Below are 13,325 nucleotides of genomic sequence, written 5' to 3'. Positions count from 1 at the left end.
CGCCCCCTTTCAGCGGTACTCGACCGACAGGATTTCGTAGCTCTTTTCGCCGCCGGGGGTGCGGACCTCGACGCTGTCGCCCTCGTCCTTGCCGATCAGCGCCCGCGCCAGCGGCGACTTGATGTTGAGCTTGCCCTGTTCGAGGTTCGCCTCGGGTTCGCCGACGATCTGGAACAGCTTTTCGGCCTCGGTATCCTCGTCCACCAGCTTGACCCAGGCGCCGAACTTGATCGGGCCGCTGAGCTTGGCGGTGTCGATGACATCGGCCAGCGCCAGGATGCCCTCGATCTCCTTGATGCGGCCCTCGATGAAGGACTGCTTTTCCTTGGCCGAGTGGTATTCCGCGTTCTCGGACAGGTCGCCATGCGCGCGCGCCTCGGCGATGGCGGCGATGATCTCGGGCCGGTCCCTGGACTTGAGCCGCTTGAGCTCATCGTTCAGATCGGACTGGCCTGCGCGGGTCAGGGGTATCTTTTCCATAGTCGTTCCACAGGGTTGCGCGCCTTGCGGGCAAGGCGGGGTCCGGGGTTCTGCATCGCTCGCGGGCATCGTTACACACACGGACGGCCGGAAGGAACCCGGCCCGCGACGGCCCGGCCGATTGACCCCGCCCTGCGCGCATGGATACTCGGGTCGCATCCGCGCGGCATGGGTCCGCCCCCTTTCCGGAACCGAAAGCAGTCACATGACCGACACCACCCGCGAATCGATGGAATACGACGTCGTCATCGTCGGCGCCGGCCCCGCAGGGCTCGCCGCGGCGATCCGGCTCAAGCAGCTCGACCCCGAGCTGAGCGTCGTCGTGCTCGAGAAAGGCTCCGAGGTCGGCGCGCATATCCTGTCGGGCGCGGTGCTCGACCCCTGCGGGCTGGGCGCGCTGATCCCCGACTGGAAAGAGCGCGGCGCGCCGCTGAACGTGCCGGTGAAATCCGACCGGTTCTATTATCTCGGCCAGTCGGGAAAGGTCGGCATCCCGACCGCGATCATGCCCCCCCTGATGAAGAACCACGGCAATTACATCGTCTCGATGGGCAATGTCTGTCGCTGGATGGCCGAACAGGCCGAAGCGCTGGGCGTCGAGATCTTTCCGGGCATGGCCTGTTCGGAACTGGTCTTCGACGAGCACGGCGCGGTCAAAGGCGTCGTGGCCGGCGAGTTCGGGATCGCCCCCGACGGCAGCAAGGGCGACGCCTACGAGCCGGGATTGGAGCTGCACGGCAAATACGTCATGCTGGGCGAAGGCGTGCGCGGGTCGCTCTCGAAACAGGTCATTGCCCGGTTCGAGCTCGACCGTGATTGCGACGTGCAGAAATACGGCCTCGGGATGAAGGAGATCTGGGAGGTCGACCCGGAAAAGCACCGCGAAGGCGCGGTCGTGCACACGATGGGCTGGCCGCTGGGCAACAATGCGGGCGGCGGGTCGTTCATCTATCACCTGGACAACAACCAGGTCTATGTCGGCTTCGTCGTCCACCTGGGATACGCGAACCCCTACGTGAACCCCTATCTCAGCTTTCAGCAGTTCAAGCATCACCCCTATGTCGCCGAGCTTCTGACCGGCGCAAAGCGCGTGGCCTACGGCGCCCGCGCGATCACCGAGGGCGGGTGGCAATCGCTGCCCAAGTCGGCCTTTTCGGGCGGCGTCCTGCTGGGCTGCGCCGCGGGCATGGTCAACGTCCCCCGCATCAAGGGAAATCACAACGCCATGCTGTCGGGCAAGGCCGCAGCCGAGGCGGCCCATGCGGCCATCGCCGACGGCCGCCAGAGCGACGTCCTGGCCGAGTACGACCGCGCGCTGCGCGAGGGCCCCGTCGGGCGCGACCTCAAGCCCGTGCGCAACGTCAAGCCGATGTGGTCGCGCTGGGGGCTCCAGGCGTCGCTGGCGCTGGGCGGGCTGGACATGTGGACCAACCGCTTCGGCTTTTCGCTGTTCGGCACGATGAAACACGGCAAGACCGACGCGGCCGCCACCGGCGAGGCATCGCGCCACAAGGTCATCGAGTACCCGAAACCCGACGGCAAGCTCAGCTTTGACCGGCTGACCAACGTGGCCTTTTCCAACACCAACCACGACGAGAACCAGCCGCCGCATCTCAAGCTCAAGGATCCGGCCATTCCCGTCGCCGTGAACCTGCCAATATATGCCGGGCTGTCGCAGCGCTACTGCCCCGCCGGCGTTTACGAGTTCGTAAAGAAGGATGGCGAGGATCGCTTCGTCATCAACTTCCAGAACTGCGTCCATTGCAAGACATGCGACATCAAGGACCCAAGCCAGAACATCGTCTGGACCACGCCCCAGGGGGGCGACGGGCCGAACTATCCCAACATGTGACGGGCCATCACGGCTTTGTGGGTCGGGCGACGACGCGCGCGGGCGCGATTGCATAGAACCGGCGCGGGCATTACCGTCGACGAACGCCTCTGACACCCAGGACCCGCCATGTTTCGCCCCGTGATCCTCGCCGCCGCCCTCGCCTGGCCCGGACTTCCCGCCCTGGCGCAGGATCGCGCCGATGCGGGGGCCTACCTCGCCGGGCGCTCTGCGCAGCTCGGTGACGATTTCCAATCGGCGGCGGGCTATCTCGCCCGTGCCTACGCGGCCGACCCGGCCAATCCCGCCATCGCGGAGGGGCTGCTCGGGGCCGAGGTGGCGCTGGGCGCCTGGGACCGCGCGACCGAGATCGCGTCGGCGATGCGCGCCGCCGGCTCGGGCAGCCAGGTCGCCGCGCTGGCGCTGTTGTCCGAACTGGCCGCGCGGGGCGACTGGTCCGGCCTGCTGGGCGATCTCGACGGCGGCCTGTCGGTCGGCCCGCTCTTCGACGGGCTGGCCCGCGGCTGGGCGTTGCTGGGCGACGACCGCGATGAAGAGGCGCTTGCCGCCTTCGACCGGGTCAGCGACGGGGCCGGCGGCGTGGGTGCCTTCGGGCGTTATCACAAGGCGCTGGCGCTGGGCGCCCTCGGCCGGTTCGACGAGGCGGCGCAACTGCTCGACGAGGCAAGCGACATGCGCCTGTCGCGCCGCGGGCTGATCGCGCAGGCCCAGATCCTCAGCCATCTCGACCGCCACGACGATGCGCGCCGCATCCTCGATGCCGAGTTCGGCGCCCAGCTCGATCCCGCGCTCGTCACGCTCGACGACCGGCTCGCCGCGGGCGAGGTGCTGGAATTCACCATCGCGCCCGATGCCCGCGCCGGGATCGCCGAGGCGAATTACGACATCGCCAGCGTCGTGACCGGCGAGACGGCGCCGGGCTACGCGCTGCTCTACAGCCGCCTCGCCGAATATCTCCGCCCCTCCCATACCGAGGCGATCCTGCTCTCCGCCGCGCTGCTCGAAGAGATGGAGATGTTCGACCTCGCCTCCGAGGCCTATGACAGCGTCGCCCCCGACGACCCGGCCTTTGCCACGTCGGAACTGGGCCGCGCCGAGGTGTTGCGCGCCTCGGGCCGCGAGGAAGAGGCGATCGCCACGCTGCGCGCCCTGGCCGCCGAACAGCCCGAGTTGCAGATGGTGCGCATCGCGCTGGGCGACATGCTGCGCGAGATGGAGCGTCACGCCGAGGCCCGGCAGGCCTATGACGAGGCCGTGGCGTTGTTCGAAGAGGACGACCCGGCGCAATGGGTGGTCTATTTCGCCCGCGGCATCACCGCCGAGCGCGTGGGCGACTGGGACGCGGCCGAGGCCGACATGCGCAAGGCGCTGGAACTGCGCCCCGACCAGCCCAACGTGCTGAACTACCTCGGCTATTCCCTCGTCGAGCGGGGCGAGCGGCTCGAAGAGGCGCTCGAGATGATCGAGGCCGCCGTCGCCGGGGCGCCCAATTCCGGCTATATCATCGACAGTCTCGGCTGGGCCTTCTACCGGCTCGGCCGCTATGACGAGGCGGTAGCGCCCATGGAACGCGCGGTCGAGCTGATGCCGGTCGATCCGGTGGTCAACGACCACCTCGGCGACGTGTTCTGGGCCGTCGGCCGCGAGCTCGAGGCGCGGTTCCAGTGGCAGCGCGCGCTCAGCTTCGTCGAGAACGGCGATGCCGAAGAGGTCAATCCCGAGCGTATCCGCCGCAAGCTCGAGATCGGGCTCGATGCCGTCCTCGCCGAAGAGGGTGCTCCCCCCCTGCGCGTCGCCAATGACGACTGAGAGATGACGGCACGCGCCTTCGCACCGGCCAAGATCAACCTCGCACTCCACGTCACCGGCCGCCGCGCCGATGGCTATCACCTGCTCGACTCGATCGTGGTCTTTGCCGATGTCGGCGACACCGTCACCGCCAGCCCGGCCGCCGAATGGTCGCTGACGATGGACGGCCCCTTCGCCGCGGGGCTCGATACCTCCGGCGACAATCTCGTGCTGCGCGCGGCGCGGGTCATGGGCGGCGCGCCGGCCGCGCTGCATCTCGATAAACGCCTGCCGCTCGCTTCGGGCATCGGCGGCGGCTCGGGCGATGCGGCGGCGACGCTGCGCGTGCTCGGCGCGCTCGACGGGCGGGCGCTGCCGAACGACGCGGCGGCGGCGCTGGGGGCGGATGTGCCGGTCTGCCTCGCCGGCCGCCCGGCCCGGATGCGCGGCATCGGCGAAAGGCTGGACCCGCTGCCCGAACTGCCGCAGGCCGCGCTCTGCCTCGTCAATCCCGGCATCGCGGTCCCCACGCCCGCGGTGTTCAGCGCGCTCGATCGGCGCGATGGCACGCCGCTGCCCGACCTCCGCGCGTGGCGCGACGCGGACGACCTCGCGGCATGGCTCGGCACCTGCCGCAACGATCTCGAACCTCCGGCCCTCGGGATCGCGCCGCAGATCGGCGCGGCGCTTGCAGCGCTGCGTGCGACGCCCCGCTGTCGGATCGCGCGCATGTCGGGATCGGGCGCGACCTGTTTCGCGCTCTACCCCACCCGCCCCGAGGCCGAGCAAGCCGCAGCCGCGATCCGTCGCGACCGCCCCGATTGGTGGGTCGTGGCCGCCAACATGCTCCGCTGATGTCTCTTCTCTTTCCAAATACCCAGATCCCGACAGGGGCGGCCGGGCGGCGTCCCCTCCCCCTTTCGCGGGCGGCACGACCGGGCTAGATCCGCGCCATGCCGCGCTATGCCTTTCGCATCGAATATCACGGGACCGGGTTCTCGGGCTGGCAGCGTCAGCGCGACCGGCCGAGCATCCAGGGCGCGGTCGAGGCCGCGCTGGCCCGTCTCGCGCCCGAGCGGCCCGTCATCGCCGCGGCCGGCCGTACCGATGCGGGCGTTCACGCCTGGGGCCAGGTCGCCCATGTGGATCTCGCGCGCGACTGGGATCCGTTCCGCCTGTCCGAGGCGCTGAACTATCACCTCAAGCCCGCGGCCATCGCCGTCACGGCCTGCGCGCAGGTAGACGAGACGTTTCACGCGCGGTTCTCGGCCACGGGGCGGCGCTACCTGTTCCGCATCGTCACCCGGCGGGCGCCGCTCACCCATGACAGGGGGCGCGCCTGGGCGCTGCGCGCGCCGCTCGATGCGGACGCGATGCAGAAGGCGGCCGACCGGCTGCTCGGGACGCATGATTTCACCACCTTCCGGTCGAGCATGTGCCAGGCCGCCTCGCCCATCAAGACGCTCGACCGGCTCGAGGTCGAGACCCGCGACTATCCCGGCGGCGCCGAGATCCGGCTGCATGTCGCCGCGCGCAGTTTCCTGCACAATCAGGTGCGGTCCTTTGCCGGAACGCTGGAGCGGGTCGGCTCGGGCGCCTGGCGCGTCGAGGATGTCGCCGCGGCCCTCGTCGCGCGCGACCGCGCGGCCTGTGGCCCCGTCGCCCCGCCCGAGGGGCTTTACCTCGCCGCGGTGACGTATCCTTCGGACCCGTTCACGACGTAGTCGCGCCGCCAGAACCGCCATTGCATCGTGACGGCGGCGACCGTCAGGCCCAGCGCCATGCCCAGCCACACCCCGACCCCGCCGCCGCCCATCGGAAAGCCGAACACCCAGCCCGCCGGGATGCCGATCAGCCAGTAGCTGACCGCCGCCAGGACCATCGGCCGCCGCGTGTCCTGCACCCCTCGCAAGAGGCCCAGCGCCATCACCTGCGCGGCATCGACGAGCTGGAACACCGCCGCCGCGATGATGAGCCCCGCGCCCAGCGCCACCACCGCGTCGCGCGCGGGGTCGGCGGGATCGACGAAGAGCGCCACGAGCGGCCCCGGCATCGCCAGCAAGAACGCCGAGGTGCCCACCGCCAGCACGGCCGAAAATCCGACGGCGACCGCGGCCCCCTGCCGCAACCCCCGCCCGTCGCCCCGGCCCAGCGCGTTGCCCGCCCGGATCGTGGCGGCCTGCGACAGGCCCAGGTGCAGCATGAAGACGATCGACGTCACCTGCATGGCGATCCCGTGCGCGGCCAGCGGCGCGGTGCCCAGCCAGCCGATCATCACCGCCGCCGCGGTGAACAGCCCGACCTCGGCCAGGGTGGTCAGCCCGATGGGCCAGCCGAGGCGGAACACGCGGCCCAGCGCCTCGGAGTCGGGTTTCCACAGCCGCCGAAAGATCGCGTGCTCTGGCGATTTCACGAAGGCATAGACCGCCAGCATCAGGCATTGCGCGAGGTTCGAGAGGATGGAGGCCCAGGCCGCGCCGATGATCCCCAGCTCGGGCGCGCCCCAGTTGCCGAAGATCAGCGCGTAGTTCACCGCCGCGTTCAGGACCACCGCGATCATCGTGGTCAGCAGCACGGCGCGGGTCAGCGCGAGCCCCGCGAGAAAACTGCGCAGAACCATGACGAAAAGAGCCGGAAAGATCGACCAGCCCTGGATGGCGAGATAGGCGCTGGCCAGCCGCGCGGGCTCGGGCTCCTGCCCGAGGGCCAGGAAAAGCGGCTGCGCCATCAGCATCGGCGGCATCGAGATCGCGGCGAAACCGGCCGAAAGCCACAGCCCCATGCGCGTCACGCGGCGGATCTCGGGCAGGCGCCCGGCGCTGTCGGCCTCGGCCACCATCGGCATCACGGCCCAGCCGAACCCCGAGCCCATCAGCAGCAGCACGACGAACAGGCTCGACCCCAGCACCTGCCCCGCCAGCGCGGTGACATCGTAGCGGCCCAGCATCACGGTATCGGTGATCTGGATGGCAAGCTGCGCGAGCTGGCTGCCCATCAGGGGGATCCCCAACACCAGCAGCCGGGCGGCATGCGTCCTGAGTTCGGCGAGATCGGCCATCCGATGCCCTTACGACCGGCCCCGAGGCGCCGCAAGGGGATCGGGGACGGCGCGGGGCGGCGGCGTCGCGCCGTGGGTATTTGAGAAAGAGAAGAGAGAGAGGCGGAGCGGCCTGCCCCCGTCTATTCGCGCGCGCGCAAAACCCGCGCGGGGCGCGCGGCGAGCGGGGCCCAGGCGAATGCCAGCCCTGCGAGCAGCGTGGCCAGCACCCCGCCCCCCACGATCGTCAGCGCCGACAGGGGGGCAAAACGGAACTCGGTCTCCATCAGGAAGGTCGACACCCCCCAGCCCGCCGCGGCCCCGCCGGCGGCGGCCACGAGCCCCGCGGCCAGCCCCATGAAGGCCCATCGCAGCGCGAAGCTGCCCAGGATCGTCGCCCGCGAGGCCCCGAGCGTCTTGAGCACCGCCGCCTCGAAGACACGCCCCCGCGTGCCGGCCGAGGCCGCCCCGATCAGCACGACGGCCCCCGTGGCCAGCGTGACCGACGCGCCATAGGTGATCGCCGCCGCGACGCCGCCGAGGATTTCCGAGACGCGGTCGATGGCGTCGCGCACCCGGATCGCGGTGATGTTGGGATAGGCGTCGGCCAGGTCGCGCAGGATCGCCGCCTCTGCCTGCGGCTCGGCGTAGATCGTGGCGATCCAGCTATGCGGGGCGTCCCGCAGCGCCGCGGGGTTCATGGCCAGGATGAACCCGATCCCGGCGGTCGAGAAATCGACCTCGCGGAAGGATGCGATCTCGCCCTCGATGTCGCGGCCGAGGATGTTCACCGTCAGGCTGTCGCCCAGCGACAGGCCCATTTCCTCGGCCTCGTTGGCGGAAAAGCTGATGAGGTTGGGGCCGTCGTAATCCTCGGGCCACCATTGCCCGGCCGTGATCGTCGTCTCGGGCGAGGGTTCGGCGGCATAGGTCACGCCCCTGTCGCCATCGAGCACCCAGTGATCGCCCGCCACCTCGCGCGCGTCGCGGCCGTTAATCTCGGTCACAATGCCGCGCAGCATCGGTGCCGCCTCGACCCGCGAGACGCCCGGATCGCCCTCGAGCCGGTCGGTGAAACCGTCGATCTGGTCGGACTGGATGTCGACGACGAAGTAGGAGGGCGCGACCTCGGGCAGGTCACGCTCGATCGCGTCGCGCAGGTTGCGGTCGATCTGCCCCACGGCCGCCAGCACCGTCAGCCCCAGCCCCAGCGACAGGATCACCGGCCCCGCCTCGGAGCCGCGACCGCCAACCGCGCCGATTGCCGTCCTGAGCGCGGTGCGCCCCTTGAGCGCGTCGAGCCGGGCCAGCCGCCGCGCCGCGCGGCGCACGATCCAGGCCGTGCCCAGCAGCGCGCAGAACGCGACCGCAAGCCCCAGCGCCGTCCAGAGCGCGATGGGCGCGATCCCCGACAGCCACGTCGCCGCCCCCACCAGCGCCGCCAGCAGCGCCCCCGTGGCGATCAGGAAAGCCGGGCGCGGCAGGCTCGCGGGCAAGCCCCCCGCCTCGCGAAACAGCGCCGCGGCGCGCACGTTCTGCGCCTTGGCGAGCGGCCAGAGCGTGAAGAGCGCGGCCGCCAGCAGCCCGTAAAGCGCGGCCTCGAGCAGCGGCGCGGGATAGACGGCGATATTGGCGGGAACCGGCAGCCGGTCGTTCAGCAGCGGCGCAAAGGCCAGCGGCAGCGCCGCGCCGAGCGCGAGGCCCAGCAGCAGCGACAGCAGGGTGACGGCGCCGACCTCGAGCGCATAGGCCGAAAAGATCGTGCGGCTTTCGGCGCCGAGCGTCTTGAGCGTGGCGATGGTGCCGATCTTGTCGACCATATGCGCCCGCACCGCCGAGGCGACGCCGACACCGCCCACGGCCAGGCCGGCGAGCCCCACCAGCACGAGGAAGGACGACAGCCGGTCGACGAAGATCTGGATGCCCGGCGCGCCATTGCGCCTGTCGCGCCAACGGAACCCCGCCTCGGGCAGCGCCGCGTCGAGCCGGGCGCGCGCGGCGTCGAGATCGGTTTCGGGGGGCAGGACGAGCCGATACTCGGTCTCGTAAAGCGTGCCGGGCTGGATCAGCCCCGCCCCGTCCAGCGCATCGGTCCGCACCATGGTGCGCGGCCCGAAATCGAAGCCGCCCCCGGCATCGTCGGGCTCGGACAGGATGGCCGCGCGTAGCGTGAAGGTCTTGGTGCCCAGCCGGAACGCGTCGCCGGGCACGAGGCCCAGCCGGTCCATCAGCACCCGGTCCATCACCGCGCCGTCGCCCTCGAGCGCGCGCGACAGCGGCATCGCGGGCTCGAGCGTCACCGCGCCGAAAAGCGGATAGGCGCCGTCGACGCCCTTGATCTGGGTCAGCGCCCGGTCCGGGCCATCCGCGCCCGGCACCGTCGCCATCGAGCGGAAATCCACGATCTCGGACACCTGCCCCAGCGCCTCGAGCGCCGCGCGTTCCTCGTCCGAGGCGAAGCGGTAGGTGAACTCGATGCTGGCATCGCCCCCCAGAAGCGTCGCCCCCTCGCGGGCGAGCCCGTCCGAGATCGCCTCGCGCACGGATCCGACGGCGGCGATGGCCGCGATGCCGAGCGTGAGGCAGGCGATGAAGACGCGGAACCCGCGCAGGCCGCCGCGAAACCCGGCGCGCAGCTCGCGCCGCGCGATGACGATGGCGGGGCTCATGGGCGGAGGCTTTCGGTCATTCCGCGGCCTCGCGCCGCGGGGCGAGCCGCCCATCCTCGAGCCGCACGGTCCGGCGGCAGCGCGCGGCGAGGCTCGGGTCGTGGGTGACGAGGATCAGCGTCGCGCCGTCGCGCTCGTTCAGGCCGAACAGCAGGTCCATGATCGCGGCGCCGGTCGTGCCGTCGAGATTGCCGGTCGGCTCGTCGGCCAGCAGGATCTCGGGGCGCGGCGCGGCGGCTCGGGCCAGCGCGACGCGCTGCTGTTCGCCGCCCGAAAGCTCGCTGGGGTAATGGTCGGCGCGATGGCCGAGCCCCATCGCCTCGAGCTCGGCGCGCGCGCGCTCGAACGCGTCACCGCGTCCGGCGAGCTCCAGCGGGGTCGCGACGTTTTCCAGCGCGGTCATCGTCGGAATGAGGTGGAAGGACTGGAAGACCACCCCCATATGGTTGCGTCGAAAGCGGGCGAGCGCATCCTCGTCCATCGCGGTCAGGTCATGGCCCAACGCCCGGACCGATCCGCCCGTCGCACGCTCGAGCCCGCCCATCACCATGAGGAGAGACGATTTGCCCGAACCAGACGGCCCCACCAGCCCGACCGTATCGCCCCGCGCCACGTCCAGCGTGATGCCGTGCAGGATATCGACCCGCCCCGCGTTCCCGTCGAGGCTGAGCCTCGCGTCGTCGAGGGAAAGGATGGGATCGGTCATGGCACATATCCTGTCTGGCAGGGTGGCATATGGGGTGGCGGCGCGCGCTGCCAAGCGTCTCGTCGTCGCGGCCGCGCTGGCGCTGGGCGGAACGGCCGCCATGGCCGGGACGACCATCGCCGCGCTGGGCGACTCGTTGACGCAGGGCTACGGCCTGCCTCAGGCCGAGGGTCTCGTGCCGCAGCTCGAGGCGTGGCTGCGCGAACGGGGCCATGACGTGACGGTGATCAATGCCGGCGTCTCGGGCGACACCACCGCCGGCGGGCTCAGCCGGGTGGACTGGACCCTGACGCCCGATGTCGACGCGATGATCGTGGCGCTGGGCGGGAACGATCTGCTGCGCGGGCTCGATCCGGCGGTCAGCCGCGCCAATCTCGACGGGATCCTGACGGCCGCCGATGAAAAGGGCGTCGAGGTCCTGCTGGTCGGGCTGTCGGCGCCGGGCAATTACGGCCCCGACTACAAGGCCGAGTTCGACGCGATCTATGCCGACCTGTCGGACAAGTGGAACACCCTGCTCGAGCCGAGCTTCATGGCCGCGCTCGAAGAGGCGGCGGGCGGCGATTTCGGCGAGGGGGCCGCGCGGTTCATGCAGCCCGACGGCATCCACCCCAACGCGACCGGCGTCGCGCTGATCGTCGAGGCGCTGGGGCCGCGGGTCGAAGAGCTGATCGCGCAGGTGGACTAGGCGCAAGGCGCGCGCGGCGCCTCAGCGCCAGTCGAAGAACCCCTCGCCCGCGCGCGACAGCAGTGCCGCGGCCAGGTCGCGTCCCATCTCGGGGCCATCGGCGACCGTGCCCTCGCGCGCATCGGCCAGCGCCTCGGTGCCGTCGGTGCGCAGGATCTCGCCGCGCAGATGCAGCCGCCCGTCCGCGATCACGGCCAGCCCGGCGATCGGCGTCTCGCACGATCCGTCGAGCCGCGCGAGAAACGCCCGTTCGGCCGCCAGCCTGTCGCCGGTCTCGCCGTCATGGATCGCGGCGAGCATCCCGGCCACGCGGTCGTCATCGGCGCGCCGCTCGATGCCGATGGCGCCCTGCGCCACGGCGGGCAGCATGTCCTCGACCGGGATCGGGGCGCGCGGCACGGCATCGTCGCCCAGCCGGTTCAACCCCGCCATGGCGAGGAACGTCGCGTCGGCCACCCCGTCGGCCAGCTTTTTCAGCCGGGTCTGCACGTTTCCGCGAAACTCCACCACCTTGAGATCGGGGCGGCGATGCAGGAGCTGCGCCTTGCGCCGCAGCGACGAGGTGCCGACGACCGACCCCTCGGGCAGGGCCGCGAGCGTCCCGCCATCCAGCGCCACGAAGGCATCGTTGGGCATCTCGCGCGGGAGGTAGCAATCGAGCGTCAGCCCCTCGGGCTGCACGGTCGGCATGTCCTTCATCGAGTGGACGGCGATGTCGATATCGCCCGACAGCATCGCGTCCTCGATCTCGCGGGTGAACAGCCCCTTGCCGCCGATTTCCCGCAGGGGGCGGTCGAGCACGCGGTCGCCGGTCGTCTTGATGACGACGATCTGGAACGCCTCGTGCGGCAGGTTGAAGGCGGCGGCGAGCCTGTCGCGGGTCTCGTTCGCCTGGGCAAGCGCGAGCGGCGAGCCGCGGGTGCCGATCTTGAGCGGGGTCTGGGGGTCTGGCATACGCATGGTCCCGAGGCGTATCGGCCCCCGGCGCCCGCGGCAAGATGCCTTGACAAGCGGGGCCGGCACAGGGACCACGGGGCCGGTCCGAACCCCGAGGGATACCGAATGAAAAAGCTCATGCGCGCGCTGGCCGGAGAGCGGCAGGATATCCCGCCGGTCTGGATGATGCGGCAGGCCGGCCGCTACCTGCCCGAATACCGCGAAACGCGGGCGCAGGCGGGCGATTTCCTGTCGCTGTGCTATAATTCCGAACTGGCGGCCGAGGTCACGCTCCAGCCGATCCGCCGCTACGGGTTCGATGCGGCGATCATGTTCGCCGATATCCTGCTGATCCCGCAGGCGCTGGGGGCCGAGCTGTGGTTCGTCACCGGCGAGGGGCCGCGCCTGACCCCCGTGGACGACGCCGCCAAGCTCGACGCGCTGAAGCCCGCGGACGCGGTGCACGAGACGCTGGCGCCGATCTACGAGACGCTGCGCATCCTCAAGCGCGAACTGCCCGCCGAGACGGCGCTGATCGGCTTTGCCGGGGCGCCCTGGACGGTCGCGACCTACATGGTCGCGGGCCGCGGCACGCCCGATCAGGCCCCCGCCCACGCCATGAAGGACACCGCCCCCGAGGCGTTCGACCGCCTGATCGACCTGATCTCAGAGGCGACCATCGAATACCTGTCGGCGCAGATCGACGCCGGCGCCGAGGTGGTCAAGCTCTTCGATAGCTGGGCCGGATCGCTCAAGGGCGAGGATTTCGACCGCTATGCGCTCGCCCCGGCCAAGCGCATCATCGGCGCGCTCAAGGCGCGTCATCCCGATACGCCGGTGATCGCCTTTCCCCGCCAGGCCGGCGAGCGGTATATCGGCTTTGCCAAGGCCGTCGGGGCCGAATGCTGCGCGCTCGATACCTCGGTCTCGCCCGAATGGGCCGCGCGCTTTGTCCAGCGCGACGGCTGCGTGCAGGGCAATCTCGACCCGGCGCTGCTGGTGACGGGGGGCGCGGAATTGCAGCGCGCCACGCGCGAGATCCGCGACGCCCTGTCGGGTGGGCCGCATATCTTCAACCTCGGGCACGGGATCACCCCCGATGCCGACCCCGAGAATGTCCACCTGATGCTCGAGGCGCTGCGCAGCGCGTGACACGGCCCGCCCGGTGC

The 13,325-nt window shown here is 70.7% G+C and carries 11 protein-coding genes; 6 read left to right on the top strand and 5 right to left on the bottom strand.

All coding sequences use genetic code 11. From position 1 onward, the window contains the following. Window positions 1-9: 9 nt before the first annotated feature. Window positions 10-480 carry a transcription elongation factor GreA gene (gene greA / locus E2L08_RS14280; protein ID WP_133397768.1) on the bottom strand — a complete coding sequence of 157 codons (471 nt, stop codon included), beginning with the start codon at window positions 478-480 and terminating at the stop codon, window positions 10-12. A gap of 205 nt (window positions 481-685) precedes the next feature. On the opposite strand from greA, the gene E2L08_RS14275 reads away from it, so the two are divergent. The 4 genes from E2L08_RS14275 to truA all read left to right on the top strand — a co-directional run bounded on the left by E2L08_RS14275 (window position 686) and on the right by truA (window position 5,844). Further along, entirely contained in the window at window positions 686-2,332 is a 1,647-nt protein-coding gene (locus tag E2L08_RS14275; RefSeq protein WP_133397767.1) for an electron transfer flavoprotein-ubiquinone oxidoreductase, read from the top strand. A gap of 108 nt (window positions 2,333-2,440) precedes the next feature. Then, complete coding sequence (locus tag E2L08_RS14270) at window positions 2,441-4,141, top strand: tetratricopeptide repeat protein (protein ID WP_133397766.1); 1,701 nt, start codon at window positions 2,441-2,443, stop codon at window positions 4,139-4,141. 3 nt (window positions 4,142-4,144) lie between these two features. After that, a complete protein-coding gene (locus E2L08_RS14265; protein ID WP_133397765.1) occupies window positions 4,145-4,975 on the top strand; it encodes a 4-(cytidine 5'-diphospho)-2-C-methyl-D-erythritol kinase in 831 nt (276 codons plus the stop codon). A gap of 98 nt (window positions 4,976-5,073) precedes the next feature. Beyond that, window positions 5,074-5,844: a tRNA pseudouridine(38-40) synthase TruA gene (truA, locus tag E2L08_RS14260; RefSeq protein ID WP_133397764.1), complete on the top strand. Its 771-nt coding sequence runs from the start codon at window positions 5,074-5,076 to the stop codon at window positions 5,842-5,844. On the opposite strand, the gene E2L08_RS14255 is transcribed toward truA, so the two are convergent. The 3 genes from E2L08_RS14255 to E2L08_RS14245 all read right to left on the bottom strand — a co-directional run bounded on the left by E2L08_RS14255 (window position 5,799) and on the right by E2L08_RS14245 (window position 10,532). Continuing rightward, the gene (locus E2L08_RS14255; RefSeq protein WP_133397763.1) at window positions 5,799-7,178 is read right to left on the bottom strand and encodes an MATE family efflux transporter; all 1,380 of its coding nucleotides are present in this window, start codon (window positions 7,176-7,178) and stop codon (window positions 5,799-5,801) included. The two genes, truA and E2L08_RS14255, sit on opposite strands and share 46 nt — an antisense overlap. Before the next feature lie 122 nt (window positions 7,179-7,300). After that, window positions 7,301-9,826 carry an ABC transporter permease gene (locus E2L08_RS14250; protein ID WP_133397762.1) on the bottom strand — a complete coding sequence of 842 codons (2,526 nt, stop codon included), beginning with the start codon at window positions 9,824-9,826 and terminating at the stop codon, window positions 7,301-7,303. Between the two features lie 16 nt (window positions 9,827-9,842). Then, on the bottom strand, window positions 9,843-10,532 hold the full coding sequence (locus E2L08_RS14245) for an ABC transporter ATP-binding protein (RefSeq protein ID WP_133397761.1): 690 nt from the start codon (window positions 10,530-10,532) through the stop codon (window positions 9,843-9,845). Between E2L08_RS14245 and E2L08_RS14240 the strand changes: the two genes are divergently transcribed. Further along, the gene (locus E2L08_RS14240) at window positions 10,531-11,220 is read left to right on the top strand and encodes an arylesterase (protein ID WP_133397760.1); all 690 of its coding nucleotides are present in this window, start codon (window positions 10,531-10,533) and stop codon (window positions 11,218-11,220) included. The genes E2L08_RS14245 and E2L08_RS14240 overlap by 2 nt on opposite strands. Window positions 11,221-11,241: 21 nt before the next feature. Here E2L08_RS14240 and hemC read toward each other — a convergent pair whose 3' ends face one another. Continuing rightward, window positions 11,242-12,180, bottom strand: a complete 939-nt coding sequence (gene hemC / locus E2L08_RS14235; RefSeq protein ID WP_133397759.1) for a hydroxymethylbilane synthase — start codon at window positions 12,178-12,180, stop codon at window positions 11,242-11,244. Between the two features lie 102 nt (window positions 12,181-12,282). On the opposite strand from hemC, the gene hemE reads away from it, so the two are divergent. Further along, entirely contained in the window at window positions 12,283-13,308 is a 1,026-nt protein-coding gene (gene hemE / locus E2L08_RS14230) for a uroporphyrinogen decarboxylase (RefSeq protein WP_133397758.1), read from the top strand. The last annotated feature ends 17 nt before the right edge of the window (window positions 13,309-13,325 follow it).

Source organism: Palleronia sediminis (assembly GCF_004358695.1).
Classification (GTDB): domain Bacteria; phylum Pseudomonadota; class Alphaproteobacteria; order Rhodobacterales; family Rhodobacteraceae; genus Palleronia; species Palleronia sediminis.
This window is presented reverse-complemented; position numbering and strand designations above follow the sequence as displayed.